Origin of the sequence: Belnapia sp. F-4-1 (assembly GCF_000802185.1) — a bacterium.
Taxonomy (GTDB): domain Bacteria; phylum Pseudomonadota; class Alphaproteobacteria; order Acetobacterales; family Acetobacteraceae; genus Belnapia.
In genome coordinates this window covers 131,190-156,817 of sequence record NZ_KN676113.1, presented here as the reverse complement: position 1 = coordinate 156,817, position 25,628 = coordinate 131,190, and the positions used below count along the sequence as shown (strand labels likewise).

Genomic DNA, 25,628 nt, shown 5'->3' with positions numbered 1-25,628 from the left:
ACGGCGCTAGAACAGCGCCTTCACCAATCCGGCCGCCATCGAGGCCTCGGCGCGCTCCAGGTCGGCGGGCGTCGAGAGGTGGAACCAGATGCCGTCATGAACAAGGGCGAAGAGCCGGCCGGCTTCGATGGCGCGGTCGTAGAGGCGGTTGAGGCTGAAGCGGCCGGCAGGGGCACCCTCGAACAGCGACGGGGCGAGGATCTGGACGCCGGAGAAGATGTAGGGCGCCAGCTCCAACTCATGCGGGCGGCGGATTCGGCCAAGCGGGTCGAGGTGGAAGTCGCCGCGGCCGACCTCGCCATCCACCTGCGCGGTGCGGACGACGAGCAGCAGCCCGTCCATCTGCGCCGGGTCGAAGCTGGCGGCCATGCGGGCGAGGGCCGGTGTCGGGCCGTCGAGGATCACGCTGTCGCCATTCAGCACGGCGAAGGGGCCGGGGCCGAGCAGGGGCAGGGCGCGGGTGACGCCGCCGCCGGTCTCGAGCAGCTCCTCCTCGCGTTGCAGGGCGATGTGGGGTGTCTCGCGACAGGCGACGGCCGCGGCGACCTGGTCGGCATGCCAGTGGGCATTGACGACCGCCTGCTCAATGCTGGCCGACTCGAGGCGATCGAGCGCGCGGTCGAGCAGGCTGCGGCCCTGCAGGGTCAGCAGCGGCTTGGCGGTGATTTCGGTCAGCGGCCGCATCCGCAGGCCGAGCCCGGCGGCGAGGACCATGCCATGCGTCAGGTGGATCAAGCGGCCTCCGGCGGATTCTTCCGCATCTCATGCGGCACATGGGCGTCGAGGAAGCGGCGGAGCGGGGCGCAGGCCGGCTGCGAGAGCGCGCGGTCTAGCAGCGCCCAGCAGCGGGGGCCGTGTATCAGATAGCCGGGCTTGTTGTCGCGCCTCGCCAGCCGGACCCAGAGTGCTGCGACGCGGAGATGCCGCTGCGCGCCGCAGGCCGCCATGGCGCCGAGGAAGGCGCCGCGGTCGAGGCCGGGGCGGGCTGCCAGATAAGCGGCGAGGGTGGCGCGGCGAACCTCCGGCGTCACGTCGCGGCGGGCATCCTCCACGAGCGAGACGATGTCGTAGGCGGGGTGGCCGATGGCGGCATCCTGGAAGTCGAGGATGCCGGTGCGGCGGATGCCCTCGCGGTCCTCGATCCGCATGAGATTGGCGGGAAAGTAGTCGCGATGGACGAAGCCCCGCGCGCCGGCGAGGGGCGCGAGCATTTCGGCCAGCGCCGCGGCTAGTTCGGCGCGGACGGAATCGGCGGGAGGGGCCCCGAAGGCGGCGGGCCACCACCAGTCGAGAAAGGTCGCGGCGGTCGCGCGGGTCATCGCCTCGGCATCCCAGGCGGGGAGGCCGGGGGGCGGCGGCATCGCGTGCAGGGCGGCGAGCGTCTCCGCCGCCTCGCGGTAGAGGGGGAGGGGGTCGGCGCCGGCATCGAGCAGCGCGGCATGGGTGGCGTCGCCGAAATCCTCGACCAGGAGGAAGCCGGCGGCCTCGTCGGCGGCGACCACCTCCGGCACCGAGAAGCCGGCGGCAAGCAGGTGGCGGGAGAGGGCGTGGAAGGGGCGGACATCCTGCGGCGGTGGGGCGTCCATCAGCAGGGCGGGGCGGGGGCCGCCGGTGAGGCGGGCGTAGCGGCGGAGATCGGCGTCGCCGGCGAGGGGCTGGCGGGCGGCGGCGCCGTAGCCATGGGCGGCGAGGAAGGGTTCAGGGAATCTCATCCGGCCAGCCCATGCAGCCGGCCGGGCCAGCCGTCCAGTGTGGCGATGCGGCTGTCTTCCTTCTCCCCGTGGGCGAGGCGGAGATGCAACGCCCCTTCCGGCGCCAAGGGGCCGAGGCGGTCGGGCCATTCGACGAGGACGAGGCCGCGGCGGGCCTCGTCCCAGCCCAATTCGCGGAGATCGGAGGGGCCGTCGAGGCGGTAGAGGTCGAAGTGGTGGGCCTCCAGCCCGCCGGGGAGGTCGTAGCTTTGCACCAGGGTGAAGCTTGGCGAGGGGACCTCGAGCGCCGGGTCGCCGGCCAAGGCGCGGAGGAAGGCGCGGGCGAAGGCGCTCTTGCCGGCGCCGAGCGGGCCGTCGAGCAAGATGGCATCGCCCGGCCGGGCGCGGGGGGCGAGCAGGGCGGCGAGGCGGGCGGTGGCCTCGGCGTCGGGCAGCGAGAGGGTCAGGGGCATCGAGGGGTTGGTATAGCGTGGCTTCACCCTTAATACGCGGGGCTCTTCGAAGGTCAGGGTTGATGGCGGCGATCGAGACGGATGTGGCGGTCATCGGCGCGGGCCCGGTCGGGCTCTTCGCCGTGTTCCAGTGCGGCATGCTGCGGATGCGGAGCGTCGTGATCGACGCGCTGGATTCGATCGGCGGGCAATGCGTGGCGCTCTACCCGGAGAAACCGATCTACGACATCCCGGCCCACCCCGCGATCGAGGGGGCGGCGCTGATCCACCAGCTGGAGGCGCAGGCGGCGCCCTTCCGGCCAGCCTATCTGCTCGGGCGCCGGGTGGAGCGGCTGGTGCAGGAGGGAGAGACGTATCTGCTCGGCACCAGCGCGGGGGACGAGGTGCGGGCAAAGGCGGTGGTGATCGCGGCCGGCGCCGGGGCATTCGGGCCGAACCGGCCGCCGCTCGAAGGGCTGGCCGGCTACGAGGCCTCGGGCGCGGTGCGCTATGCGGTGGCGCGGCGCGAGGAATTCCGTGGCAAGCGCGTCGTCATCGCGGGTGGGGGCGATTCGGCGGTGGACTGGGCGCTGTCGCTGAAGGACGTGGCCGAGCGGGTCGTCGTCGTGCACCGCCGGGCGAAGTTCCGGGCGGCACCGGAGAGCGCGGCCAGGCTCGATGCGGCGGCGGCGAAGGGGGAGGTGGAGATGGCCATCCCTTACCAGCTGCACGGGCTGTCCGGAGACGGGGCGAGGCTGTCCGAAGTGGTGCTGGCGACCCTGAAGGGCGAGGAGAAGCGGGTGCCGGCGGATCATCTGCTGGCCTTCTTCGGCCTGTCGATGGAGCTGGGGCCGATCGCGGAATGGGGGCTGGGGCTGAGCCACAGCCACGTTTCCGTAGAGCCGGCGACCTGCATGACGAGCCTGCCCGGCGTGCATGCCATCGGCGACATCGCCACCTATCCAGGAAAGCTGAAGCTGATCCTCCAGGGCTTTTCCGAGGCGGCGATGGCGGCGCATGCCATCCATCCCCGCGTCTTCCCCGGGGAGGCGCTGCATTTCGAGTACAGCACCACCAAGGGGGTTCAATCCGCTTGAAATGATTTCAGGCCGCTTGAGGGCGCGAGAGGTCTTCTCTTGCCGCATCAACGGGTTGCAGTGGAAATTTGAGGAATTGAGCGGATAAGGCAGGCTCGCGCTGGAACAGGCGGATGGCGGCGTTGAAGAAGCCGCAGAAGCGGTCGGCATGGGCGCCGGTGCCGGCCGGGTATTGCACCATGCGCCAGCGGTTGCCGGGCGACGGGTCGTGGCGGACCGAGCCGGCATTGTAGGCGCAGGCGACGACCGGCGGGTCGAGCAGGGTGCGGGGGGCGGCCTCGGCGATGAAGGCGGCGCCGGCGGCGATGCTGACTTCCGGGCGGCGCAGCTCCTCCGGCGCGACGGGGCGGCGGAGGACCGCTGCCGCAGTCGAGATCAGCGTCTGCATGCAGCCGATGGAGACGCGGTGGGGCGTCGAGGCATAGTCGCGGAAGCCGGGCTCGTGGCGCTCGGCCAGGGGGTCGCCGCCGGATTCGGTGGCAATACAGGCGGCGAGCAGCTCCACGGGCAGGCGGTGGCGGCGGGACTCGGCCCCGAGCGGGGCGGCGAAATTCGTGAGGATGCGGCGGATCATCGCCTCCTGCGCCGGGGTCGTGGGCAGGTCGCCGGTCTCGAGGACGATCCCTGAGTGGGTTAGCGACCAGCGGGTGCCGCCGCCGAAGCGGGCATGCAGCCGGGCGAGGGCGGCCAGCGCCTCGGGCGAGAGCGGGTCCGGGGGCGGCGGGGTGCTGGGCATCAGGCGGGACCAGAGGGGGGCGTCCACCATGCCGTCGGGGGGGAGGCCCATCAGCGTCTGGAGGGCGGCGACGGCGGCGGCGGTCGCTGGGCCGAAGAGGCCGTCGGCGCTGCGGACCAGGCCAGCGACCGGGGCGGGCCAGCCGCCGGATTGCAGACGACGCTGGAGCAGCAGCACGTCCTCGCCGCGCATCATCGGCTGGGTGAGGCGGAGGGTGCGCGGGGTCATGGGCAGCTCCGGTGGAGGGCGGCGGCGAGGGGGCGCGGGAGGACGGGGCGGCAGGCGGTGGGGAGGGGGGCGAGCAGGGCGCAGCGCGCGGGGCCGGGCGGGGCGAGCAGGGCCAGCGTCAGGCGGGCGGAGGCAGCGTGGGCGCAGCCTTCCGGGTCGGCGGGGTTGTCGGCGCGGAGGGCTTCGGCAGTCGTCAATTCGACGGCGGCGTTGGCGGCCGGGTCGCCGGCGCCGGTGCTGATGGCGTCCTGCGCCGCGGCGGCGAGGTTCAGCGGGATGCGGCGGGGGCTGTCGGGGGCGAGGGCGGCCTGCCAGGCCGCGATGGCGCAGGGAAGGTCGCCCTGACGGCGGCAGGCCTCGGCGCGGATCTCCTGGGCCTGGCGGCATTCCGAGCGGGCATCGGCGCAGGGCGGGGGCTGGGTGGCGAGGCGGGCGACATCGCCCCGCGCCAGCAGGTCCTTGTCGGCCGCGAGGCGCTCTGTGGCGCAGGCGGCGAGGAGGAGGAGGGGCAGGAGCGCCTTCATGCGGCAGCGGCCAGCTGGCGGCGGAGCAGGTCGGCGGCCTGGGCGCGGGTGAGGTCGGGGCTGGCCGCCATGCCGGTCAGCAGCAGGACCAAGCGGTCGAGGTCTCGGCCGGCGGGGTCCGCGCGGAGGATGGCGAGGGTGTCGCGCAGCGCCTGCTGCGGGATGGGCGGGGCGGCGAGACCGGCGGGGGCGAGGTCGATCGGGCGGCCGTCCACGGCGTCGAGGCTGCCGTCGAGCAGGTGGCCGCGGAATTCCTGGAGGCCGGCGGCGAATTCGTCGGCGCTGGCGAAGCGGCCGGGGGTGTCGAGGGCGATGCGGGCGGGCTCGGTCTCGCCCGCGGCCAGGGTGGCGAGGCGGGTGGCGGTGGCGAAGCGCTCGGCAGGGGCGAGGTCCGGCGTGAGGAAGGCTCGGGCGAAGATCGGCGAGGCTTCGAGGGCGGACAGGGCGACGGCGCCATCGACCGGCCCGGGGGGGAAGAGGTTGGCAGTATAGGGGCGGTCGAGAATGCGGGCCTTCCAGCGCTCGAAATGCTCCGCGCCCTGGCCGATGGCCTGGAGGGCGCCGAGGCCGATGGCGGCGACGAGGCCGGCGGGGCCGCCGAGGCCGAGCAGGGCCGGGCTGGCGCGCAGGGCGCCGAGCGTGTCGGCAATCAGCGAGGTGGCCGGGTTGGTTGGGCCGAGGGCGGCGGCGATGGTCGCCTCGGCAGCGCTGGCGGCCGCTGCGATGCCGGCAGGGGTGGGAGTGCGGAGGGCCTCGGCCGCGGCGTCGATGGTGGTGCGGGCGGCGCTGGCCGTGGCGGCGGCGCGCTGGGCGAGGCTGTTGTCGGGGGCGAGCCGGGCGGCCGTCGCGGCGGCGTCGAGCACGCTGCGGGCGGTGGCAAGTGCCGTGTTGGCGGGGGTGGGGTCGGCCGTGGGGGTGGCGGCGCGCGACTGCTCGGACTGGCGGGTGGCGAAATAGAAGCTGATGACGGCGCCGATGAAGCCGGTCAGCGCCTCGGCGCTGGCGAGGCCGAGCGGCTTCTGCAGGCCGATCAGCAGGAAGCCGAAGATGACGATGAAGCAGGAGATGAGGGCGCGGATGGTGCCGTCGGGCACGCCGCAGGGGAGTTCGGTCAGCCGGGCGAAGGCGGCGGGGCCGGCCCCCTGCGCGGCGGCCTGGAGGCGGCGGGCGAGGCCGGTCAGCAGCCAGGCCATGCCGGCGACGAAGAGGGCCAGCGCGGCGATGACGAGGGCGACGGACCAGGCGGCGGGCGGGGCCTGTGTGGCGATCTCGGTGAGATAGGCGGCGGCGTCGGGGGGTTGGGGCATCGTTCCCTCCTGCAGGATGCAGGAAGGAACGTATTAGCAACAAAAAGCCTTGTAAAGCTTATTTTCCTAAGTGGCGGAGGGGCCGCTCGCTAACATCGACTTCAGCCGGGCGATATCCGCCTCCGGGGCCGAGATCCGCAGCGTCGTCTGGCCGCCCTCCTGGGTGATCTCGGCGCAGCGGCGGTCGACCGGGCCTTCGCGCACCAGGGTCTCAAGGGCGAGCTTGGCACCTTCCTGGCTGGGGAAGGGGACGGTGAAGCTTGCGAGGCCGGCGGTCTGGGCGGAAACCTGGCTAGGCATCATGTCCTCGGCAGGGACGGCGCGGGTCCCATGCTCGGCGGTGTTGCCGACCGGGTCGCTGGCGGGGAAGGTGTCTTCGACGGCGGCCTCGACATTGGCGTCGCGGGTCTCGTCGGGGCGGTCCTGGGTATGGCTGGGCATCGCGGGGTCCTGATCCGTGGTTGGGATCGAAACGCCTAGGGATGGTTCGGGTTCGGGGGTGGCTAAAGCCGTTCCTCCCGCCACAGGCCGAGCTTCTCCTGCGCGGCGCGATCGGAATAGGCGAAGAGGGTGAGCGGCGTCTCGGCGCGAAGTTCGAGGGCGCGCCAGGAGGGGACGACCAGGAGATCGCGCTCGGCCAGCGGTTGTTCCGTGCCCTCGACGCGGGCGGTGCCACGGCCTTCGACGACGACCATCACCGTGCCCTCGGTGCTGCGGCGGGGCCGCGTCTCGAAGCCGGCGGGAAGGTGGCGGACATGGGCGGCGATGGTCGGCATGACCGGGCCGCCATCGGCGGGGTTCACGAATTCCAGGGCGTGGGCGAGATGGGGATCGGGCGCCTCCGCGGCGGCGAGGGCGAGGTGGCTCTCGCGCCATTCCGCGTAGGGGTAGTGGAAGAGGGGCTGGCGGGCGGGGCGGCGGTCGGCGGAGGTGCCGCGCAGCGGGCGGAGGTTGCGGCCATAGCGGCGGGCGCTGTCGCCGGGGGGGACGGTTTCCGGGTGGCTGGCCTCGGGGAGGCGTTCGGCGAAGCTCGCCTCGTAGAAGCGGACGGTCGGGATATCGAGGCCGTCCAGCCAGATCATCGGTCGGTCGCTGCTGTTGCCGTGGTCGTGCCATTGCCAGTTGGGCGTAAGCACGAGGTCGAAGGGGCGCATCACCGCGCGCTCGCCATCGACTGCGGTGAAGGCGCCGTCGCCCTCCATGACGAAGCGCAGTGCGCATTGGGCGTGGCGGTGGCAGGGGGCGACCTCGCCGGGGAGGATCAGCTGCAGGCCGGCATAGAGGCTCGGGACGATGGCGGAGGTGCCGGGGAGGCCGGGATTCTCCAGGATGAGGACACGGCGCTCGGCCTGCTCGGCGCTGATGAGGTCGCCGGCGCGCAGCAGGTAGTCCCGCGCCGGGGCGTAGGGCCAGTGATGCGGCCGGGCGGCGGAGCGGGGGGTGGGGGTGACGAGCGCCGAGAGGACCTCCCAGAGGGGGTAGAGGCTTTGCGGCCGCATCTCGGCGTAGAGGGCTTCGAGCTGCCTTTGCTGGTCGTTGGGGCGGGGCGCGGCAGTGCCGTCCATGATCTGGTCCTCCCTGGTGCGGCGACGATAGGCCAGCATGGTGTGATGCGGGAGGGTGTTGCGCCGCACCCGCTTCCGGTGCAGCAACCGCTGCCGCTTGCCGTAAGGAGACGACCATGGAGCCCATCGACTGCCCCTTCGGACGCGTCGCCCTGGTGTTGCAGGGGGGTGGGGCGCTCGGCTCCTACCAGGCCGGGGTCTATCAGGCGCTGCATGAGGCGGAGCTGGAGCCGGACTGGCTGGCCGGCGTCTCGATCGGTGCGATCAATGCGGCGATCATCGCTGGCAACCGGCGGGAGGACCGGCTGGAGCGGCTGCGGGCCTTCTGGCACCGCATCACCGAGCGGCCGGTCTGGCCCTTCGCGCCGGATGGCGACACGCTGCGGCGGGCGCGGAACGGGGCGAGCGCGCTCGAGACGATCCTGTTCGGGACGCCGGGCTTCTTCGCGCCGAACAGCGTCAACCCCTGGTTCGCGCCGCGCGGGGCCGGCGGGGCGACGGCCTTCTACGACACGGCGCCGTTGCGGCGGACGCTGGAGGATCTCGTCAATTGGGAGCTGCTGGCGGCGCCGGGCGGGCATCCGCGGCTGGCAGTCGGCGCGGTCAACGTGGCGACGGGGAATTTCCGCTATTTCGACAGCGCGCAGCAGCACCTGGCGCCGGAGCATGTCATGGCCTCGGGCGCGCTGCCGCCGGGGTTGCCGATGGTGAAGGTGGACGGCGCCTATTACTGGGATGGCGGGCTCGTCTCCAACACGCCGCTGCAATACCTGCTGGAGGACGAGATCGACAGCCGCGATGCGCTGGTCTTCCAGGTGGACCTGTTCCCGGCGCGCGGGGCGCTGCCGCGCGACATGGAGGAGGTGCTGGGGCGGGAGAAGGATATCCGCTACTCCTCGCGGACGCGGATGAACACGGATGCCTTCCGCACCCGGCGCGAGTGGCAGGTGCGGCTGCGGCAGATCCTCGCCAAGGTGCCGGAGGAGGCGTTGAGCGAGGAGGAGCGCCGCCTGCGCGAGGGGCTGGCGCGGCTGCCGCGGCTGGCGATCCTGCAGATGGTCTATCAGGCGCGGGCCTATGAAGGGCAGTCGAAGGACTACGAGTTCGGCCCCGACACGATGCGGGAGCACTGGGCCAGCGGCTACGAGGACACGGTGCGGACGCTGAAGCGGCGCGAGTGGCTGGAACTGCCGCCGGAGGTGCCGGGGATCAGCATCCACGATCTGCACCGCGAGAGCGAATAGGCCATGATCGCGCTGGCGTGACCGCTGGCGGAGGTATCGCTGCCGCTATCCTCCCGAAGGCTTGTGTTACGGGAGAAAACAATGCTGAAACAAATCGGCAAGGCCGTGCTGGCGGCGGCGATGCTGGCGCCGCTCGCGGCGTCGGGGCAGCAATCGGCGGGCAACTGGTTCCCTTCGCGCTACGGGGCGGATGACCAGATCGGTGCGATGAACCTGCTCAACGCGCAGAAGGTGCTGGAGGCGGCGCGGCTGGTGCAGCGTGGGCAGGTCTACCGGCTCGGCGTGCCGGTGGGGCGGGAGACGCCGGCCTTCCCACCGCGCAGCGCCTCGGTCACGGTGATGATGCCCGACCAGTTCGAGGGGGCGACGGTGCCCTCCGAGAACCGCATGTCCTATGCGGACGACATGTTCACCGGCTGGCTCGGCGTCGGCAGCCAGATCGACAGCTTCGCGCATCTCGGCATCGACAACGTCTTCTACAACGGCAACCACGCGCGCGACTTCATGCGCACGACGGGCGTCACGCGGCTCGGCATCGAGGGCATCCCGCCGATGGTGACGCGGGGCGTGCTGGTCGACATGACGCGGGCGCGCGGCAAGCCGATGCTGGAAGAGGGCGAGATCATCACCGCCGACGACCTGCGGGCGGCGATGCGCGACCAGGGCGTCGAGGTTCGGCAGGGCGACGTGATCCTCATCCATACCGGCTGGGTCGAGTTGCTGGAGCGGGACCCGGCGCGGTTCGGCAAGGGCGAGCCGGGGATCGACAACGGCGCGGCGGAGTACCTCGCCTCGCTCGGCGTGGTCGCGGTGGGGGCGGACACCTGGGGGGTGGAGGCGGTGCCCTTCAAGAACCCGAACCGCGTCTGGGAAGGGCATCAGACGCTGCTGGCGAAGAACGGCGTCCATATCCTCGAGGTGATGGACACGCGGGCGCTGGCGCGGGACCAGGCGAAGGAGTTCCTGTTCGTGCTGGGGCAGCCGCTGCTGCGCGGGGCGGTGCAGGCGATCATCAATCCGATCGCCATCCGGTAGGGCCGCTACCCCGCCCGCCGCGCCCGGCGGATGCGCAGGCCGACGACGAGGAGGATCAGCGCCGTCAGCGCCAGCCCGGCGGTACCGGCCCAGTCCTCGATCAGGTGGAACTGGTCCTCGAGCAGGTAGCCGGCCATCGCGAGCCCGCCGGTCCAGATCGAGGTGCCGAGGGCGCTGAAGCCGTAGAAGACCGGGCGCGGCAGGGCGACGAGGCCGGCGGGGACGGAGATGCCGGTGCGGAGGCCGGGCATCATCCGCGCGAGGCAGACGGCGGCGGCGCCGTTGCGGCGGAGCGCGGCCTCGGCGCGGTCGAGGGTCTCGGCGGTGAGGCCGACATAGCGGCCGAAGCGGTCGGCGAGGCGGCGGATGCGGGCGGCGCCGAAGGCCCGTGCCGCCTCGTACCAGAAGGCGTTGCCGGCGAGCGAGCCGGTGATGCCGGCGGCGATCACCCCCTCGATCGAGAGCTGGCCGCGGGCGGCGGCGAAGCCAGCGAGCGGCATGATCACCTCCGACGGGATCGGCGGGAACAGGTTCTCGGCGACCATCAGCAGGAAGACGCCGACGAGGCCGGCGGAGACGACGAGGTCGGAGGCCCAGGCGATCATGCCGGCAGCCTGTAGAGCAGCAGCGTCACCCATCGGCCGCGGGAGTAGTTGAAGCCGGTGACGCTGGCGACCTCCTGCGGTGCCAGGGCGAGGGCCGTGGCCCGCCTGCGGAAATCGGCCTCGGCGCGGTCGCCGACGGCGACGACCCGGCCGGGACCGGCGGCGAGAAAGTCGGCGGCGTCCGTGCCGGTACGAAGGAGGCGGACATCCTGGCCGAGGGCGAAGAGCACCGAGGGCTCGGAATGGCCGGTGATGCCGAAACGGTCGGCGGGCAGGCCGGGGGCGCGGGCCTCCACCGCCTCGGCGAGGCGGGGGGCGATCCAGAGCGGGGCGAGGTGGGGGGCGACGCCTTCCAGCACCGCGGCATAAAGCGGCACGGCGAGCAGGGCGCCGAGCAGCCCGGCGCGGCCCCAGGCGCGCAGGCGGGCGGCGCGCAGCAGCAGATAGGCGAGGGCACCGGCGGCCGGGATCGCCAGCAGCCCGGCGAGGAGGATGCGGCGCTCCAGGTACCAGGGCGCGGCGAGCGCGCCAGCGGCCAGCGCCGTGGCGACGAGGACGAGGCCGGCGATGCCGACCCAGCGCAGCCAGCGGCCGGGCGGGTTGCGCATCGGATTGATCGCCCAGGCGGCGCCGAGCAGCATCAGGGCCGGGTAGAGCGGCAAGGTGTAGTGCGGCAGCTTGGTCTGCACCGCCTCGAAGACCAGCCAGGAGGGGACGACCCAGGCGAGCAGGAAGCGGGTCGGCGGGTTCAGCCGGTCGCGCCAGGCATTGGGCAGGGCGGCGAGCACGATCCAGGCGCCGGGGAAGGCGGCGATGGCGAAGGTCAGCAGGTAGTAGCCGGGCGGGCCCCAGTGCTTCTCCTCGCCGGAGCCGATCTTGGACAGCATGTCGCCGCCGACCGCCTGCTGGAAGAAGCGGCCCTCAGTCGCCACGCCGATGGCGATGAACCAGGGGGCGGCGGCGGCGATCATCAGGGGCAGGCCCCAGCCCGGGCGGAGCGCGCGGAGCCAGGGAGCCTCGCGGTCGCTGACCGCCAGGGTGATGCCGGCGAGCAGCGGGACCATCGGCCCGATCGGGCCCTTCAGCAGGATGCTCAAGCCCAGCAGCAGCCAGAAGCCGGCGGCCTGGCGGGCGGTGAAGGCGTCGGGGCGGAGATAGGCCTGGCCGAACAGGCCCATGGCGCCGGCGATGGTCGCCAGCAGCGCGGCATCGGTCTTGGCGATGTGCGTTTCGGCGACCAGCACCAGGGAGGAGGCGAGCATCGCCGAGCCGAGCAGGGCGGCGCGGCGGCCGACCAGGGCGCGGCCCCAGTGGAAGGTGGCCAGCACGGCGAGCAGGGCGCCCGCGAGGCTCGGCAGGCGGTAGGGCCAGATCATGTCCCGGGTGCCGAGATGCGTCGCCTCCACCAGGTGCACCGAGGCGGCCTGCAGCCAGTGGATGCCGGCGGGCTTCTTGTTGCGCTCCTCCTCGCCGAAGCGGATGCGGACATAGTCGCCGCTCTCGACCATCTGCCGGCTGGCCTGGGCGAAGCGGGCCTCGTCGCGGTCCGTGGCCGGCAGGGTGAAGAAGCCCGGCAGCCAGAGCAGCAGGCAGAGCAGGACCAGGAAGAGCTTCGGCCGGCGTTGCAGCGCATCGGGCAGGAGGCCGAGCGACGGGTCCGGGCTGGAGAGGGCCGAGAGATGCATGGCGCGCGGACTAGCATGGGGCGGGGTCGGGGGCCATAAACCGCCGCATGTCGTCCCATCTCGGTTCCCCGACCCGCCGTGCCGCCCTTGCCCTGCTGGAGGCGGTGATGACCCGCCATCGTCCGCTGGAGGAGGCGCTCGATGCGTTGCCGAAGGGCATCGCGCCCCGCGACAAGGCGGCGGCGCACCGGATCGCGGGCGCAGTGCTGCGCCGGGCGGGAAGCCTGGATGCGGTGCTGGAGCTCTATCTCAGGCGGGAGCCGCCTTCCGAGGTGCGGCAGGCGCTGCGGATGGGGGCGGCCGAGTTGCTGCTGCTCGGGACGCCGGCGCATGCGGCCGTCGCCAGCTGCGTGACGCTGGTGCCGAAGCCCTTCACCGGCCTCGCCAATGCCGTGCTGCGGCGGGTGGCGGAGGCGGGGGCAGCGGCGCTCGACGGGCTGGAGGCGGAGCGGCTGGATACGCCGCCCTGGCTGTGGTCGGCCTGGCATGCGGCCTATGGGCCTGGGGTACGGGCGATCGCCGCGGCGCATCGCGGGGAGGCGCCGCTCGACCTGTCGCTGGCGCCGGGCATGGCCGCGCCGGAGGGGGGTGAGCCGTTGCCGACAGGGAGCTGGCGCTATCCACCGGGGACGCGCGTGGCGGAGATGGCGGGTTTCGCCGAGGGCGGGTTCTGGGTGCAGGACGCTGCCGCTGCCCTGCCGGCGCGGGTGCTCGGGGTTCGGACGGGGGAGCGGGTGCTCGACCTTTGCGCGGCGCCGGGGGGAAAGACGGCACAGCTGGTGGCTGCCGGGGGGCAGGTCGTCGCGGTGGAGCGGGAGGCGCGGCGGGCGGCGCGGCTGCGGGAGAACCTGGAGCGGCTGCGGTTGCAGGCGGAGGTCGTCGAGGCGGATGCGGTGCAATGGGATGCGGGCGGGGCGGTGTTCGACGCGGTGCTGCTCGATGCGCCCTGCACGGCGACGGGGACCATCCGCCGGCACCCGGACGTGCCCTATCTGAAGCGGGTGCGGGACGTGCCGGCGATGGCGGAGGTGCAGCGGGCGCTGCTCGCCGCGGCGGCGCGGCGGGTGGCGCCGGGCGGGCGGCTGGTCTTCGCCACCTGCTCCCTGCAGCCGGAGGAGGGGGAAGGGCATGCGGTGCCGGAGGGGTTCGTGGCCGATCCGGTGCGGCCGGAGGAGGTGCCGGGGCTGGAAGGGGTGGTCACCGCGGCCGGGACGCTCAGGACGCGGCCGGATCTCTGGGCGGAGCGGGGCGGGATGGACGGGTTCTTCGTCGCGCGGTGGCGGCGCGGATGACAATTCGCGCGATAAATGAGGCGGATAAGCAACTTAAGGGTGATTTCGGTATCGCGTTGTGGAATCCGCCGTCGGACGGCGCCTTGCCCCCGCCCTCCCGCCGCCGCTAGAACCGCCGGGATGTCGAAGCCTCCCGTCCGGATCGCGCCTTCCCTGCTCGCCGCCGATTTCGCCCGTCTCGGCGAGGAGGCGCGGGCCGTGGCCGATGCCGGGGCAGACTGGCTGCATCTCGACGTCATGGATGGGCATTTCGTGCCAAATATCAGCTTCGGCCCGGTGGTGGTGAAGGCGCTGCGGCGGCACCTCGCCCTCCCCTTCGACGTGCACCTGATGATCGCGCCGGCCGATCCCTATCTCGCCGCCTTCGCCGAGGCGGGGGCGGACACCATCAGCCTGCATGCGGAGGCGGGGCCGCACCTGCACCGGAGCCTGCAGGCCATCCGCGCGCTGGGGAAGCGGGCGGGGGTGGTGCTCAACCCGGCAACGCCGGTGAGCGCGGTCGAGAACGTACTCGACCTCTGCGACCTCGTCCTCGTCATGTCGGTCAATCCCGGTTTCGGCGGGCAGGGCTTCATCGACAGCCAGCTCGGCAAGATCGCGGCGCTGCGGCGGATGATCGACGCGCATGAGGCGGCCGGCGGGCAGCCGATCGACCTCGAGGTGGATGGCGGGGTGACGGCGGAGACGGCGCCGCGCTGCATCGCCGCCGGTGCCGATGTGCTGGTGGCCGGGACGGCGGTGTTCGGCAAGCCGGATTACAGGGAGGCCATCCAGGCGCTCCGACCCAAGGTTATGGCCTGATGCGCGACATCATCCGCGGGACGCGGCGTTTCATCTCCGGCTTGCGGCCGGTGAAGGTGCCGGAGGCGCCGGCGCGGGCCTTCCGCGACCTTTGGCCGGGGGATGCGAACCGGGGCGCGCGCCTGCTGCGCGGCGAGTTCGAGCATCTCGGCACCACGCACCGGCTCGACCCGGAAAGCGGCGTGGGCTGGGAGGCGGCGGCGGGGCCGGTGGCATGGCGGGCGGCGGCACATGGCTTCGCCTGGATGCGCGACCTGCGCGCGCTCGGGACGGATGCGGCGCGGACGCGGGCGCGGGACCTGGCCGAGGACTGGCTCGGTCGCGGGGCGGAGGAGACACTGGCCCAGGCGCCGAGCGTCGCCGCGGCACGGGTCTCGGCCTGGCTCGGGCATTGGGACTTCCTGGCCGCCACCGCGGAGGATGGCTTCCGCAAGCGGCTGCTGGTGCGGCTGGCGCAGGATGCGCGGGGGGTCGTCGGCTCCCTCCCGGCAGAGGCCATGCATCGCGGGGCGCTCGTCACCCTGAAGGGAGCGATCGCGGCCGCTGTCGCCCTGGAGGAGGAGGCCTGGATGACGCGGGCGCTCCGCTTCCTCCCCGGCGAGCTGGAGCGGCAATTCCATCCGGATGGCGGGCATGTGGAGCGCTCGCCGGCACAGCAGCTCTTCGCCATGCAGGACCTGATCGAGATCCGCAATCTGCTGCACGGGGCGGGGATCAACCCGCCGGCCTTGCTGCCGACGGTGCTGGAGCGGGCGGGGCAGGCGCTGAGGCTGTTCCGCCATGGGGATGGTGGGCTGGCGCAGTTCAACGGCACGCGGGAGGAAGGGGCGGGGCTCGTCGACCTCGTCCTCACCCAGGGGCAGGCGCGGGGCCGGGCGCCGATGCTGCTGGAGGAGACGGGTTTCCACCGGTTGCAGGCGGGGCGGACGCTCGTCATCGCCGATGCCGCGGCGCCGCCGCCGGCGCGCGCGCGGGATGCCGAGACGGGGCTGCCGCGCGGGGCCGACCGCTATGCCCATGCCGGGACGCTGTCCTTCGAGATGTCGGTCGGGCGGGACCGGCTGGTCGTCAATTGTGGCGCGGCACCGGGGGCGGAGGGCGCCTGGCGCGATGCGGTGCGGGCGACGGCGGCGCATTCGACGCTGATCCTCGCCGATACCAACAGCAGCGAGCTGAAGGATGAAGGGCTCGGGCGACGGCCGGAGCGTGTCGAGCAGGAGCGGCACGAGGCCAATGGGGCGCAGTGGCTGGAAGCGAGCCATGACGGCTGGCGGCGGCCCTTCGGCGCGGTGCATCGGCGGCGGCTCTACCTGGCCGAGTCCGGGGATGACCTGCGCGGCGAGGACATCGTCGAGATGCTGGAGCAGGGGGCCAAGCCGCCGGGCTTCGTGGTGAGGTTCCACCTGCATCCGGGCGTGACGGCGAGCCTCGTCGAGGACGAGCAGGCGGTTCTGCTGCGGCTGCCCTCCGGCCAAGGCTGGCGGCTGCGCGCCAAGGGAGCGGCGGTGAGCCTGGAGGAAAGCCTCTATCTCGGCGGCGAGCAGCGGCAGAACGGCCAGATCGTGCTTTCGGCCGAGGCGGGGCAGGATACGGTGCAATGGGCGCTCGGCCGGGTGACGGCGGCGGCGCCGCCGCCGCCGGGCGAGGGGGCGGAAGCCTGACCATCCGCTGAAGATCGCTGAGGTCACCAATGTCGATTTCTCGCTGCGGCACTTCCTGCTGCCGCTGATGCGGGGCGCGCGCGCCCGGGGGCATGAGGTGGTGGGGCTCTGCGCCGAGGGGCCGCTGCTCGACCTGCCGCGGGCGGAGGGGTTCCGCGTCATCCCGGTGCCGATGGCGCGCAGCCTCAACCCGGCGGCGCAGGCGAGGTGCCTCAGGGAGCTGCACCAGGTGTTCCGTGCGGAGCGGTTCGACCTGGTGCATGCGCATATGCCGATCAGCGGCTTGCTGGCGCGGGCGGCGGCGCGGGCGGCTGGGGTGCCGAGGGTCGCCTATACCTGCCATGGCTTTCTGTTCAACCAGCCGGGGCCGGCCTGGCGGCGGGGGCTGGCGCTGGCGCTGGAGCGGGCGGCCGGGCGGATCACCAATACCTACCTCACCGTCAGCGAGGAGGAGGCGGGGGATGCGCGGCGGCTCGGCATCCATCCCGGGGCCGTGCCGGTGCTGAACGGGCGCGACCCGGCGCTGTTCCTGCCGGATGCGGAGGCGCGGGCCCAGGTCAGGGCGGAGCTCGGCGCCGCGGAGGGGCAGTGCGTGGTGCTCGCCGTCTCCAGGCTCGTCCGGCACAAGGGCTATCCGGAGCTGCTGCGGGCGATGGAGGCGGTGCCGGGCGCCGTCCTCTGGGTCGTCGGCGAGCGGCTGGCGACGGATCATGGCGAGGATCTGGAGCCGCATTTCGCCCGGGCGGAGGCGGCGATGCCGGGACGGGTGCGGCGGCTCGGCTACCGGCACGACGTGGCGCGGGTGATGGCGGCGGCGGATATCTTCACCCTGCCGAGCCATTTCGAGGGGCTGCCGATGTCGATCATCGAGGCGATGCTCTGCGGCCTGCCGGTGGTGGCGACGGATATCCGCGGCTCGCGGGAGATGGTGGTGGGGGGGGAGACGGGGTTCCTCGTGCCGCCGGCCACGGTCGAGCCGCTGGCGGCGGCGCTGGGGCGGCTGGCGGGCGATGCCGGGCTGCGGGCGCGGATGGGGGTGGCGGGGCGCGAAAGGGCCGCGGAGCGCTTCGACGAGGCGAAGGTGGTGGGGCGGACCCTCGATCTGCTGGGGCTGTAGGTCTAAGGTGGGGCGGTGAACAATATCCTGCCCTTCTGGAAGACCAAGCCGCTCCAGGCGATGAATCGCACCGAGTGGGAGAGCCTCTGCGACGGCTGCGGGCGGTGCTGCCTGCACAAGCTGCGCGACGAGGACACCGAGGAGGTGGTCTTCACCGAGGTCGCCTGCCGGCTGCTCGATACGGAAAGCTGCCGCTGCCGCGACTACCCGAAGCGCCGCCAGCATGTGCCGGACTGCGTGAAGCTGACGCCGGCGCGCATCGCCGCGATCGACTGGCTGCCGCCGACCTGCGCCTACCGGCTGGTGGCGGAGGGGCGCGACCTGTTCTGGTGGCATCCGCTGATCTCGGGTACGCCGGAGACGGTGCACGAGGCCGGGGTTTCGGTGCGCGGGCGCGCGGTGACGGAGCGCGAGGCGGGTGCCCTCGAGGATCATGTGGTGGAATGGCCGGGACAGCTGCCGCGCAAGGCGCGGCCGCCGGCGAAGCGAGGAGAGAGATCATGAAGGATGCCCTGTTCGGTGGCGTGAATGCCGCGGTACTGACGGCGATGAAGCCCGATCTCTCGCCCGATCCGGCGCGGATGGCGGGGCATGCGAAGTGGCTGCTGGCGAATGGCTGCAACGGGCTCGGCGTGCTCGGCACCACCGGCGAGGCGAACAGCTTCGGCCTGCATGAGCGAAAGCAGATCCTGGAAGGCCTGATCGCCAATGGCGTGCCGGCGGCGACGATGATGCCGGGCACCGGCACCGCCTCGCTCGCCGATACGGTGGAGCTGACGCTGCATGCCAAGGCGCAGGGCTGCCGCGGCGTGCTGGTGCTGCCGCCCTTCTACTACAAGAACCCGAGCGATGACGGGCTCTTCGCCTGGTTCTCCGAGGTGATCAATCGCGTCGGCGGCGGGATCGCGCTCTATCTCTACAACTTCCCACAGCAATCGGCGGTGCCCTTCAGCCTCGACCTGATCGGGCGGCTGCTGAAGGCGTATCCCGGCGTGGTCAAGGGCGTGAAGGACAGCAGCGGCGACTACGCCAACATGAAGGCGATGATCGACGCCTTCGCGGAGGATGGGTTCGAGGTCTATTCGGGCTCCGATGAGTATGTGCAGAAGATCCTCGCCGAGGGCGGTGCGGGCTGCATCACCGCGGCGAGCAATGCGAACAGCCATTGGGGCGGCATCGTCTATGCGAAGCGCAGCGGCCCGGAGGCGGATGCGGCGCAGGCGGTGCTGACGGCGACGCGCAAGGCGGCGACGAGCGTGGCGCTGATCTCCGGCCTGCGCGAGATCATCGCGCGCAGCACGGGCGACGATGGCTGGCGCACGATCCGGCCGCCGCACCTGAAGCTGTTGCAGGCGCAGGCGGATGCGGTGTGGAAGGCCTGGGAGGCGGCGGGGGCGCTGCCGCTGCCGGGGCTGGGCGTGAAGGCCGCCGCCGAGTGAACCCGCCCGATCGCCGGAAGGCGCAAGCGAAGCCGGGCACCGGCGGCGTGGTTCGGCCGGGAGGCGAGGCATGAGCTTCACCGAGCCCATGAGGTGCCGGGAGCCCGCCACCGGCACCGTGCAGATCGATGACGAGAACATCCGCGTCACGCGCTGGGACTTCAATCCCGGCGCGGAGACGGGCTGGCACCGGCATGGCTGGCTCTATGTCGTCGTGCCGGTGACGGATGGCACGCTGCTCGTCGAGCTGCCCGGCGGCGAGATGATGACGGCGGAGCTGAAGGCGGGCGTCTCCTACACGCGGGTGGCAGGCGTGGAGCACAACGTCGTCAATGGCGGCAGCGCGCCGCTCTCCTTCGTCGAGACGGAGCTGAAGGCGCTGCCGGGTTGAACCGCGGGCCATTGGATGTGCAGGGTCGCCAGGGGGACGGCAGCGACGACCCCCTCGGGCCGGAGGCCGCCTTGCCGGGACCCGTGCAATGGCGGCGCTCGGCGCGGGCGCGGCGCGTCAGCCTGCGCATCGATATCCGCAGCGGCTCCGTGGTGGTGACCTTGCCGCCGCGGGCCGGGCGGCCGGCGGGCGTCGCGCTGCTGAAGACCCATGCGGCCTGGGTGCGGGAGAGGCTGGCGGCGCTGGCGCCGCCCGTCGCCTTCGTCCCGGGGGCGGAGGTCGCGGTCGGCGGCGTGGCGCATGTGGTGCGCGTCACCGGGGCGCGCATCGGCGAGGCCTGGCTGGAGCCGGGGGCGATCCTGCTCGGCGGCGATGGGGATGTGGCGGGGCGTGTCGCGGCGCTGCTGCGCGAGGAGGCACGGGAGCGCATCACCGGGCTGGTGGCGCGGCATGCGGCGGTGCTTGGCCACGCGGCGCGGGGGGTGCGGCTGAAGGACACGCGGAGCCGCTGGGGGAGCTGTGCGCCGGATGGCACGCTCGCCTTCTCCTGGCGGCTGGTGATGGCGCCGGGCTGGGTGCTCGACTACGTGGTCGCGCATGAGGTGGCGCATCTCGGGGCGATGAACCATTCGCCAACATTCTGGGCGCTGGTCGAGCGGCTGACGCCGCACCGGCATGCGGCGGTCGCCTGGTTGAAGGAGAATGGGCCGGGGTTGTTAAGGGCGGGCTAGCCGCTCCGCTGCTGCACGGCGGCCTTCAGCGCCTCGAGGTCGCGCTGGTGGAGCGTGATGCGGTGCTTCACCAGGTCGCGGATGCTGACGATGCCGGCGAGCGCGCCATCCTCCATCACCGGCAGGTGGCGGAAATAGCCGGCATCCATGATCTCCACCGCCTGGTCGATGGAGGTGCCCATGGTGACGGTGGTGACCTGGCGGGTCATCAGGTCGCTGGCCGTCAATTCGAGGACGCGGGCGCCGTGCTTCGCCAGCGCCTTCACCACGTCGCGCTCGGAGACGATGCCGACCAGGCCGCCATGATCGGCGAGCACCACCAGGGCGCCGATGCGGCGCGAGGCGATGATCGCGGCGATCTCGGCGATGGGCGCCTCGGGCGAGACGGAGACGACGTTGCGCCCCTTCTCGCGGATGACGGCGGCGATGGTCATGGCATCGTTCTCCCTGCGTTGCGGCTTTTGCCTGCCCTTGGCCGAGAGCCTAGCATGGCGGAAACGGGAGGGGGCATGGTGACGTGATGGACAGCCTGCCGATCATGCCGGCGCCGATCGGCGCCGAGGCGGTGCCGGACGCCCAGGGGATCAACCTCTGGCGGGCCGATCCGTGGCTGCGGCCGCTATTGGGGCTTTATCTGCCTGAGGGACTGCTGGCGCATCTGCTGCCGCATCTCGACCGGATGGGGGCGCTGGCGGGTGGGCGGCTGGATGAGCTGGCGGGCGTCGCCGACCGCAATCCGCCGGTGCTCAAGCCGCGGACGCGGCGGGGCGAGGATGCGGCGACGATCGAGGTTCACCCGGCCTACCGGGAGATGGAGCGGGTTGCCTTCAGCGAGTTCGGGCTGGCGGCGATGTCGCATCGCGGCGGCGTGCTGGGCTGGCCGGAGGCGATGCCGCCGGCGGCGAAATATGCGCTCACCTACCTCTTCGTGCAGGCGGAGTTCGGGCTGTGCTGCCCGCTCTCCATGACCGATGCGCTGGCAAGGACCTTGCGGCGGTTCGGGGATGCGGGGCTGGTGGCGCGGTATCTGCCGGGGCTGACATCGACCGACCTCGATGCGCTGCGGCAGGGCGCGATGTTCATGACGGAGCAGGGGGCGGGGTCGGATATCGCCGCGACCGCCGTCATGGCCGAGGAGCGGGCGGACGGGAGCTGGGCGCTCACCGGCGACAAGTGGTTCTGCAGCAATCCGGATGCCGGGGTGGCGCTGGTGCTGGCGCGGCGCGTCGGCGGGCCGGCGGGGCTCCGGGGCGTGTCGCTCTTCCTGCTGCTGCGGGAGCGGCCGGACGGGTCGCGCAACGCCTACCGGATCGTGCGGCTGAAGGAGAAGCTTGGGACGCGGTCCATGGCCTCGGGCGAGATCCGGCTGGAGGGGGCGACAGCTTTCCTCGTCGGCGAGCCGGAGGCGGGGTTCCGGCAGATGGCCGACATGGTCAACGCCTCGCGCCTGTCGAACGGGATGCGGGCGGCGGGGCTGATGCGGCGGGCGGTGACGGAGGCGGCCTTCGTCGCGCGGCACCGCATCGCCTTCGGGCGGCGGCTGGTCGAGATGCCGCTGATGCGGCGGCAGCTGATGAAGCTCGTCCTGCCGATGGAGCAGGCGCGGAGCATGGTGTTCCAGGCCGCCGAGGCCATGCGGCGGAGCGATGCGGGCGAGGATGGGGCCTATGCGCTGCTGCGCATCCTGACGCCGCTGCTGAAGTTCCGGGCGTGCCGGGATGCGCGGCGGGTGACGGGCGATGCGATGGAGGTGCGCGGGGGCTGCGGCTATATCGAGGAATGGGCCGATCCGCGCCTGGTGCGGGATGCGCATCTCGGCAGCATCTGGGAGGGGACGAGCAACATCGTCGCCCTCGACGTGCTGCGGGCAGCGCAGCGCGAAGGGTCGCTGCCGGTGCTGAGGGCGCATGTGCAGGGGCTGCTCGGCAACGGCGATGCGCTGCCGGGGGCGATGCCCGCCTTCGAGCGGGCGGCGGCGCTCGCCGAGCGGGCGCAGGGGGAGCCGGCGCTGGCGCGGCAGGCGGCGAGCGCGCTCTATCACCTGACCAGCGCAGCGGCGATGGCCTGGGAGGCGGGGCGGCTGCAGGACGCGGAGCGGCTGGAGTTGGCGCGGCTGGTGCTGCGGCATCGGGTGCTGCCGAGGGATCCGCTGGACGCCGAGGATGAGCCGGTTTCCGAGGCGTTGCTGGCCAAGGTCCTGACGGGGTGATGGACGGGCTCTCGCCACGGGCGGCGGCGACGCGGCAGCGTATCCTCGATGCGGCGTTGGTGGAGTTCGCCGAGAAGGGGCTGGCAGGGGCGCGCGTCGATGAAATCGCGCTGCGGGCGGGCGCCAACAAGCGGATGCTCTACGCCTATTTCGGCAGCAAGGAGGAACTCTGGCTCATCGTGCTGGAGGGCGCCTATGCAGCCAAGCGGGCGGCGGAGCGAGGCTTGCACGTCGAGGCGCTGCCGCCGGCGGAGGCGATGCGACGGCTGGTCGAGTTCAACCTGCGCTACACTGCGGCGCATCCGGAATTCGTGGCGCTGCTCAATCAGGAGAACATCCACCGGGCGGCCTATCTCAAAAAGTCCGAAGGCGTGCCTGCGCTCTATTCGCCGCTGCTCGGGCAGATCGGCGCGGTGTTGGCGCGGGGGGCGGAGGCGGGCGTGTTCCGGCGCGATGTCGACCCGATGCAGATCTACATCACCATCGTGGGGCTCGGGCATTTCTTCGTGGCCAACCGGTACACGCTCGCCACGGCGCTCCAGGCGGATTTCGGCAGCGAGGCGGCGCTGGCAGAGCGGGAGCGGCATGCGGTGGAGGTGGTGCTGGGCTATCTGCGGCCTTGACTCCGAATATAGGTAACCGGATGGTTACCTATGCGAGGGAGAGTGGCCATGGCGGAACGTCGCATCGGCATCATCATGAACGGCGTCACCGGCCGGATGGGGACGAACCAGCACCTCATCCGCTCGATCGCCGCCATCCGCGCCGATGGCGGCATCCGGCTGGCGAATGGGGACCGGGTGATGCCGGACCCGGTGCTCGTCGGGCGCAACCGGGAGAAGCTGGAGGCGCTGGCGCGGGCGCATGGGGTGGAGCGGGTTTCGACCGACCTTGATGCCTGCTTAGCCGATGCGCGGGACGAGCTGTTCTTCGACGCGGCGACGACGCAGCTGCGCGCCGGGCTGATCGAGCGGGCGATCGCGGCAGGCAAGCACATCTATGTCGAGAAGCCGACGGCGGACCGGCTGGAGGATGCGCTGCGGGTCGCGCGGCTGGCGCAGCGCGCGGGCATCAAGCACGGCGTGGTGCAGGACAAGCTGTTCCTGCCCGGGCTGCGCAAGCTGTCGATGGTGATCGACAGCGGCTTCCTCGGGCGCATCTGCGCGGTGAAGGGGGAGTTCGGCTATTGGGTCTTCGAGGGCGACTTGCAGCCGGCGCAGCGGCCCTCCTGGAACTACAAGGCGGCGGAGGGCGGGGGGATCATCCTCGATATGCTCTGCCATTGGCGCTACGTGCTCGACAACCTGTTCGGCGAGGTGGAGGCGGTGTCCTGCCTTGGGGCGACGCATATCCCGGAGCGGATCGGCGAGGATGGCAGGCCGTACGAGGCGGATGTGGACGATGCGGCCTATGCGACCTTCCAGCTCAGGGGCGGCATCGTCGCGCATATCAATTCGAGCTGGGTAACGCGGGTCAGGCGGGACGATCTTGCGACCTTCCAGGTGGATGGGACGCATGGCAGCGCCGTCGCCGGGTTGCAGCGGTGCTGGACGCAGAGCCGCGTCAATACTCCGAAGCCGGTGTGGAATCCCGACATCCCGCAGGCGATCGACTTCTTCGGCGGCTGGCAGGAGGTGCCGAACACGCAGGATTATCCGAACGGCTTCCGCGTGCAGTGGGAGATGTTCCTGCGCTACCTCGCCGGCGAGAGTGAGGGCTTCCAATGGGATCTCTTCGCCGGGGCGAAGGGGGTGCAGCTCGCCGAGGCGGGGCTGCGGAGCTGGCGCGAGCGCCGCTGGATCGACATCCCGGCGCTGGAGGGCTGAGACATGGCGAGCATCGATCTGCCGAAGGGCGCGGGTGTCGAGCGGTTCACGTTGAGTGAGCCAAGGGTGTTTCCGAAGGCACATCCGCCCTTTCCGCGCATCGCCCTCGCCGCGGCGCATGTGGTGGCCGATCCGCGCGCCGAGCAGGACCCCTGGCTCGACATCAAGGTGGACTGGGACAGGACCATCGCCTTCCGGCAGCATCTGTGGTCGCTCGGGCTCGGCGTCGCCGAGGCAATGGATACGGCGCAGCGGGGGATGGGGCTCGACTGGACGGGGGCGCAGGAGCTGGTGCGGCGCAGCCTGGAGGCGATGCGCGACGTGCCGGGGGCGGTGATGGCGAGCGGCGCGGGGACGGACCACCTCGCGCCGGGGCCGGATGTCACTGTGGACGACGTGATCCGTGCTTATGAGGAGCAGTGCGAGGCCATCGAGCAGATGGGCGGGCGCATCATCCTGATGGCGTCGCGGGCGCTGGCGAAGGCGGCGAAGGGACCGGCGGATTATGAGCGGGTCTATGCGCGCATCCTCGGTCAGGTGCGGGAGCCGGTGATCATCCACTGGCTCGGCGAGATGTTCGATCCGGCGCTCGAGGGGTACTGGGGCAACGCCGAACACTACCGGGCGATGGAGACGGCGCTGGCCGTCATCGCCGGGCATGCCGCGAAGGTGGATGGGGTGAAGATCAGCCTTCTCGACAAGGAGAAGGAGATCGCCATGCGGCGGCGGCTGCCGGCCGGCGTGCGGATGTATACGGGGGATGACTTCAATTATGCCGAGCTGATCGCTGGGGATGCCGAGGGGCACTCCGATGCGCTGCTCGGCATCTTCGACCCGATCGCGCCGGCGGTGGGCGGGGCGCTGGCGGCATTGCAGGCGGGCGACCTCGCCGGCTTCCATGGCATCCTGGCGCCAACGGTGCCGCTGAGCCGGCATATCTTCCGGGCGCCGACGCGCTTCTACAAGACGGGCGTGGTGTTCATGGCCTGGCTCAGCGGGCACCAGGACCACTTCACCATGCTCGGCGGGCAGCAATCGGCGCGCAGCATCGGGCATCTGGCCGAGCTGTTTCGGCTGGCGGATGCGGCGAGGCTGCTGGGGGACCCGGAGATGGCGGTGGCGCGCATGCGGGCGCTTCTCGCGGTGCATGGCGTCGCGTGATGGAGGAGCTGTCGCTCAACACCGTCACCGTGCGGGACCGGTGGACGCTCGCGCAGTGCATCGAGGGCTGCGCGCGGCACGGCATTCCAGGCATCTCGCCCTGGCGGGACAAGCTGGCGGAGATGGGCGTGGCGGCCGCGGCGCGGCGCATCCGGGAGGCAGGGCTGGTCGTCTCGGGGCTCTGCCGCGGCGGGATGTTCCCGGCGGCGGATGCGGCGGGGCGCAGGGCCGCCATCGAGGACAATCTGCGGGCGATCGAGGAGGCGGCGGCGATCGGGGCGCGGTGCCTCGTCGTGCTGGGGGGCGGGTTGCCGCCGGGCTCGAAGGACCTGCCGGGAGCGCGGGCGATGTTCCGCGACGGGCTCGCCGAGGTGCTGCCGGCGGCGCGGGCGGCGGGCGTCACCATCGCGCTGGAGCCGCTGCACCCGATGACCTGCGCGGACCGGAGCGTGCTGAGCACGCTGGGGCAGGCGCTCGACCTCGCCGAGGAATTTGGCGAGGGCGTCGGGATTGCGCTCGATGTCTACCATGTCTGGTGGGACCCGGAGCTGGAGCGGCAGGTGGCGCGGGCAAGGGGGCGGATCGCCGCCTTCCATGTCTGCGACTGGCTGGTGCCGACGCAGGATCTCGTCTTCGACCGGGGGATGATGGGGGAGGGGGTCATCGACATCCCCCGCATCCGCGCGTTGGCGGAGGCGGCGGGCTATGACGGCCCTTCCGAGGTCGAGATCCTGTCGCGCCGCTGGTGGGCGGAGGAGCCGGACCGGGTGCTGGAAAGGATCGTCGCCTGGGGGCAGGGCGCCTAAAGCAAACTCCGATCAAACGGAATCG

General features: G+C 72.2%; 27 protein-coding genes. 16 read left to right on the top strand and 11 right to left on the bottom strand.

All coding sequences use genetic code 11. From position 1 onward, the window contains the following. Positions 1 to 6 precede the first annotated feature (6 nt). Genes LH62_RS01030 through tsaE form a run of 3 tightly spaced genes read right to left on the bottom strand, consistent with a single transcriptional unit; the run spans position 7 to position 2,164 of the window. A complete protein-coding gene (locus LH62_RS01030) occupies positions 7 to 735 on the bottom strand; it encodes a nucleotidyltransferase family protein (protein WP_236552433.1) in 729 nt (242 codons plus the stop codon). Further along, entirely contained in the window at positions 732 to 1,712 is a 981-nt protein-coding gene (locus LH62_RS01025; RefSeq protein ID WP_043358705.1) for an aminoglycoside phosphotransferase family protein, read from the bottom strand. The genes LH62_RS01030 and LH62_RS01025 overlap by 4 nt, the downstream gene beginning before the upstream one ends. Beyond that, entirely contained in the window at positions 1,709 to 2,164 is a 456-nt protein-coding gene (gene tsaE / locus LH62_RS01020) for a tRNA (adenosine(37)-N6)-threonylcarbamoyltransferase complex ATPase subunit type 1 TsaE (protein WP_201445586.1), read from the bottom strand. The genes LH62_RS01025 and tsaE overlap by 4 nt, the downstream gene beginning before the upstream one ends. 62 nt (positions 2,165 to 2,226) lie before the next feature. Between tsaE and LH62_RS01015 the strand changes: the two genes are divergently transcribed. Next, positions 2,227 to 3,240: an NAD(P)/FAD-dependent oxidoreductase gene (locus tag LH62_RS01015; RefSeq protein ID WP_043358703.1), complete on the top strand. Its 1,014-nt coding sequence runs from the start codon at positions 2,227 to 2,229 to the stop codon at positions 3,238 to 3,240. A 7-nt stretch (positions 3,241 to 3,247) separates the two neighbouring features. Here LH62_RS01015 and LH62_RS27895 read toward each other — a convergent pair whose 3' ends face one another. The 5 genes from LH62_RS27895 to gtdA form a co-directional block, all read right to left on the bottom strand. Beyond that, positions 3,248 to 4,204 (bottom strand): peptidoglycan-binding protein, encoded by a 957-nt coding sequence (locus LH62_RS27895; RefSeq protein WP_052213558.1) that lies wholly within the window; start codon positions 4,202 to 4,204, stop codon positions 3,248 to 3,250. Continuing rightward, complete coding sequence (locus LH62_RS30035; RefSeq protein ID WP_052213557.1) at positions 4,201 to 4,728, bottom strand: hypothetical protein; 528 nt, start codon at positions 4,726 to 4,728, stop codon at positions 4,201 to 4,203. The genes LH62_RS27895 and LH62_RS30035 overlap by 4 nt, the downstream gene beginning before the upstream one ends. Next, positions 4,725 to 6,035, bottom strand: a complete 1,311-nt coding sequence (locus LH62_RS01000) for a hypothetical protein (RefSeq protein WP_043358701.1) — start codon at positions 6,033 to 6,035, stop codon at positions 4,725 to 4,727. The genes LH62_RS30035 and LH62_RS01000 overlap by 4 nt, the downstream gene beginning before the upstream one ends. 66 nt (positions 6,036 to 6,101) lie before the next feature. After that, a complete protein-coding gene (locus tag LH62_RS00995; protein WP_043358699.1) occupies positions 6,102 to 6,476 on the bottom strand; it encodes a hypothetical protein in 375 nt (124 codons plus the stop codon). A 62-nt stretch (positions 6,477 to 6,538) separates the two neighbouring features. Further along, the gene (gene gtdA / locus LH62_RS00990) at positions 6,539 to 7,669 is read right to left on the bottom strand and encodes a gentisate 1,2-dioxygenase (protein ID WP_236552432.1); all 1,131 of its coding nucleotides are present in this window, start codon (positions 7,667 to 7,669) and stop codon (positions 6,539 to 6,541) included. A 47-nt stretch (positions 7,670 to 7,716) separates the two neighbouring features. On the opposite strand from gtdA, the gene LH62_RS00985 reads away from it, so the two are divergent. Together LH62_RS00985 and LH62_RS00980 are read left to right on the top strand one after the other, a co-directional pair. Next, positions 7,717 to 8,844 carry a patatin-like phospholipase family protein gene (locus LH62_RS00985; protein ID WP_052213556.1) on the top strand — a complete coding sequence of 376 codons (1,128 nt, stop codon included), beginning with the start codon at positions 7,717 to 7,719 and terminating at the stop codon, positions 8,842 to 8,844. 81 nt (positions 8,845 to 8,925) lie between these two features. Then, positions 8,926 to 9,879, top strand: a complete 954-nt coding sequence (locus LH62_RS00980; RefSeq protein ID WP_043358697.1) for a cyclase family protein — start codon at positions 8,926 to 8,928, stop codon at positions 9,877 to 9,879. Positions 9,880 to 9,884: 5 nt separating this feature from the next. On the opposite strand, the gene LH62_RS00975 is transcribed toward LH62_RS00980, so the two are convergent. Continuing rightward, positions 9,885 to 10,484 (bottom strand): DedA family protein, encoded by a 600-nt coding sequence (locus LH62_RS00975; protein WP_052213555.1) that lies wholly within the window; start codon positions 10,482 to 10,484, stop codon positions 9,885 to 9,887. Then, on the bottom strand, positions 10,481 to 12,169 hold the full coding sequence (locus LH62_RS00970; RefSeq protein ID WP_052213554.1) for a glycosyltransferase family 39 protein: 1,689 nt from the start codon (positions 12,167 to 12,169) through the stop codon (positions 10,481 to 10,483). The genes LH62_RS00975 and LH62_RS00970 overlap by 4 nt, the downstream gene beginning before the upstream one ends. A gap of 107 nt (positions 12,170 to 12,276) precedes the next feature. On the opposite strand from LH62_RS00970, the gene LH62_RS00965 reads away from it, so the two are divergent. The 8 genes from LH62_RS00965 to LH62_RS00930 all read left to right on the top strand — a co-directional run bounded on the left by LH62_RS00965 (position 12,277) and on the right by LH62_RS00930 (position 19,601). Then, positions 12,277 to 13,461 (top strand): RsmB/NOP family class I SAM-dependent RNA methyltransferase, encoded by a 1,185-nt coding sequence (locus LH62_RS00965; protein WP_236552431.1) that lies wholly within the window; start codon positions 12,277 to 12,279, stop codon positions 13,459 to 13,461. 120 nt (positions 13,462 to 13,581) lie between these two features. Continuing rightward, positions 13,582 to 14,262, top strand: coding sequence for a ribulose-phosphate 3-epimerase (gene rpe / locus LH62_RS00960; RefSeq protein WP_043358694.1), 681 nt, complete (start codon positions 13,582 to 13,584; stop codon positions 14,260 to 14,262). Continuing rightward, the gene (locus LH62_RS00955) at positions 14,262 to 15,923 is read left to right on the top strand and encodes a heparinase II/III family protein (protein WP_201445400.1); all 1,662 of its coding nucleotides are present in this window, start codon (positions 14,262 to 14,264) and stop codon (positions 15,921 to 15,923) included. The genes rpe and LH62_RS00955 overlap by 1 nt, the downstream gene beginning before the upstream one ends. A gap of 7 nt (positions 15,924 to 15,930) precedes the next feature. Further along, entirely contained in the window at positions 15,931 to 17,040 is a 1,110-nt protein-coding gene (locus LH62_RS00950) for a glycosyltransferase family 4 protein (protein ID WP_043358692.1), read from the top strand. A 15-nt stretch (positions 17,041 to 17,055) separates the two neighbouring features. Continuing rightward, on the top strand, positions 17,056 to 17,544 hold the full coding sequence (locus LH62_RS00945; RefSeq protein WP_043358691.1) for a YcgN family cysteine cluster protein: 489 nt from the start codon (positions 17,056 to 17,058) through the stop codon (positions 17,542 to 17,544). Beyond that, the gene (locus tag LH62_RS00940) at positions 17,541 to 18,479 is read left to right on the top strand and encodes a dihydrodipicolinate synthase family protein (RefSeq protein ID WP_043358690.1); all 939 of its coding nucleotides are present in this window, start codon (positions 17,541 to 17,543) and stop codon (positions 18,477 to 18,479) included. The genes LH62_RS00945 and LH62_RS00940 overlap by 4 nt, the downstream gene beginning before the upstream one ends. Positions 18,480 to 18,549: 70 nt before the next feature. Continuing rightward, positions 18,550 to 18,870, top strand: coding sequence for a cupin domain-containing protein (locus LH62_RS00935; RefSeq protein ID WP_052213553.1), 321 nt, complete (start codon positions 18,550 to 18,552; stop codon positions 18,868 to 18,870). A 71-nt stretch (positions 18,871 to 18,941) separates the two neighbouring features. Further along, entirely contained in the window at positions 18,942 to 19,601 is a 660-nt protein-coding gene (locus LH62_RS00930) for a M48 family metallopeptidase (RefSeq protein ID WP_201445399.1), read from the top strand. On the opposite strand, the gene LH62_RS00925 is transcribed toward LH62_RS00930, so the two are convergent. Further along, positions 19,598 to 20,035: a CBS domain-containing protein gene (locus LH62_RS00925; RefSeq protein ID WP_043358687.1), complete on the bottom strand. Its 438-nt coding sequence runs from the start codon at positions 20,033 to 20,035 to the stop codon at positions 19,598 to 19,600. The two genes, LH62_RS00930 and LH62_RS00925, sit on opposite strands and share 4 nt — an antisense overlap. An 86-nt stretch (positions 20,036 to 20,121) precedes the next feature. Here LH62_RS00925 and LH62_RS00920 point away from each other — a divergent pair, with 86 nt between their 5' ends. The 5 genes from LH62_RS00920 to LH62_RS00900 are packed head-to-tail and all read left to right on the top strand — an operon-like array spanning position 20,122 to position 25,603. Then, complete coding sequence (locus LH62_RS00920; protein WP_052213552.1) at positions 20,122 to 21,810, top strand: acyl-CoA dehydrogenase family protein; 1,689 nt, start codon at positions 20,122 to 20,124, stop codon at positions 21,808 to 21,810. After that, complete coding sequence (locus LH62_RS00915) at positions 21,810 to 22,433, top strand: TetR family transcriptional regulator (RefSeq protein WP_043358686.1); 624 nt, start codon at positions 21,810 to 21,812, stop codon at positions 22,431 to 22,433. The genes LH62_RS00920 and LH62_RS00915 overlap by 1 nt, the downstream gene beginning before the upstream one ends. A gap of 48 nt (positions 22,434 to 22,481) precedes the next feature. Next, positions 22,482 to 23,636, top strand: coding sequence for a Gfo/Idh/MocA family protein (locus LH62_RS00910; protein WP_043358684.1), 1,155 nt, complete (start codon positions 22,482 to 22,484; stop codon positions 23,634 to 23,636). Positions 23,637 to 23,639: 3 nt separating this feature from the next. Beyond that, positions 23,640 to 24,797, top strand: a complete 1,158-nt coding sequence (locus LH62_RS00905; protein WP_043358675.1) for a dihydrodipicolinate synthase family protein — start codon at positions 23,640 to 23,642, stop codon at positions 24,795 to 24,797. Next, positions 24,797 to 25,603: a sugar phosphate isomerase/epimerase gene (locus tag LH62_RS00900; protein ID WP_043358673.1), complete on the top strand. Its 807-nt coding sequence runs from the start codon at positions 24,797 to 24,799 to the stop codon at positions 25,601 to 25,603. The genes LH62_RS00905 and LH62_RS00900 overlap by 1 nt, the downstream gene beginning before the upstream one ends. The last annotated feature ends 25 nt before the right edge of the window (positions 25,604 to 25,628 follow it).

Bases quoted from the DNA above. Each gene is read 5' to 3' on its own strand.
- LH62_RS01025 (WP_043358705.1), bottom strand. From the start codon at position 1,712: ATGAGATTCCCTGAACCCTTCCTCGCCGCCCATGGCTACGGCGCCGCC.
- tsaE (WP_201445586.1), bottom strand. From the start codon at position 2,164: ATGCCCCTGACCCTCTCGCTGCCCGACGCCGAGGCCACCGCCCGCCTC.
- LH62_RS01015 (WP_043358703.1), top strand. From the start codon at position 2,227: ATGGCGGCGATCGAGACGGATGTGGCGGTCATCGGCGCGGGCCCGGTC.
- LH62_RS27895 (WP_052213558.1), bottom strand. From the start codon at position 4,204: ATGACCCCGCGCACCCTCCGCCTCACCCAGCCGATGATGCGCGGCGAG.
- LH62_RS30035 (WP_052213557.1), bottom strand. From the start codon at position 4,728: ATGAAGGCGCTCCTGCCCCTCCTCCTCCTCGCCGCCTGCGCCACAGAG.
- LH62_RS01000 (WP_043358701.1), bottom strand. From the start codon at position 6,035: ATGCCCCAACCCCCCGACGCCGCCGCCTATCTCACCGAGATCGCCACA.
- LH62_RS00995 (WP_043358699.1), bottom strand. From the start codon at position 6,476: ATGCCCAGCCATACCCAGGACCGCCCCGACGAGACCCGCGACGCCAAT.
- LH62_RS00985 (WP_052213556.1), top strand. From the start codon at position 7,717: ATGGAGCCCATCGACTGCCCCTTCGGACGCGTCGCCCTGGTGTTGCAG.
- LH62_RS00980 (WP_043358697.1), top strand. From the start codon at position 8,926: ATGCTGAAACAAATCGGCAAGGCCGTGCTGGCGGCGGCGATGCTGGCG.
- LH62_RS00975 (WP_052213555.1), bottom strand. From the start codon at position 10,484: ATGATCGCCTGGGCCTCCGACCTCGTCGTCTCCGCCGGCCTCGTCGGC.
- LH62_RS00970 (WP_052213554.1), bottom strand. From the start codon at position 12,169: ATGCATCTCTCGGCCCTCTCCAGCCCGGACCCGTCGCTCGGCCTCCTG.
- LH62_RS00965 (WP_236552431.1), top strand. From the start codon at position 12,277: ATGACCCGCCATCGTCCGCTGGAGGAGGCGCTCGATGCGTTGCCGAAG.
- rpe (WP_043358694.1), top strand. From the start codon at position 13,582: ATGTCGAAGCCTCCCGTCCGGATCGCGCCTTCCCTGCTCGCCGCCGAT.
- LH62_RS00955 (WP_201445400.1), top strand. From the start codon at position 14,262: ATGCGCGACATCATCCGCGGGACGCGGCGTTTCATCTCCGGCTTGCGG.
- LH62_RS00940 (WP_043358690.1), top strand. From the start codon at position 17,541: ATGAAGGATGCCCTGTTCGGTGGCGTGAATGCCGCGGTACTGACGGCG.
- LH62_RS00935 (WP_052213553.1), top strand. From the start codon at position 18,550: ATGAGCTTCACCGAGCCCATGAGGTGCCGGGAGCCCGCCACCGGCACC.
- LH62_RS00925 (WP_043358687.1), bottom strand. From the start codon at position 20,035: ATGACCATCGCCGCCGTCATCCGCGAGAAGGGGCGCAACGTCGTCTCC.
- LH62_RS00920 (WP_052213552.1), top strand. From the start codon at position 20,122: ATGGACAGCCTGCCGATCATGCCGGCGCCGATCGGCGCCGAGGCGGTG.
- LH62_RS00915 (WP_043358686.1), top strand. From the start codon at position 21,810: ATGGACGGGCTCTCGCCACGGGCGGCGGCGACGCGGCAGCGTATCCTC.
- LH62_RS00910 (WP_043358684.1), top strand. From the start codon at position 22,482: ATGGCGGAACGTCGCATCGGCATCATCATGAACGGCGTCACCGGCCGG.
- LH62_RS00905 (WP_043358675.1), top strand. From the start codon at position 23,640: ATGGCGAGCATCGATCTGCCGAAGGGCGCGGGTGTCGAGCGGTTCACG.
- LH62_RS00900 (WP_043358673.1), top strand. From the start codon at position 24,797: ATGGAGGAGCTGTCGCTCAACACCGTCACCGTGCGGGACCGGTGGACG.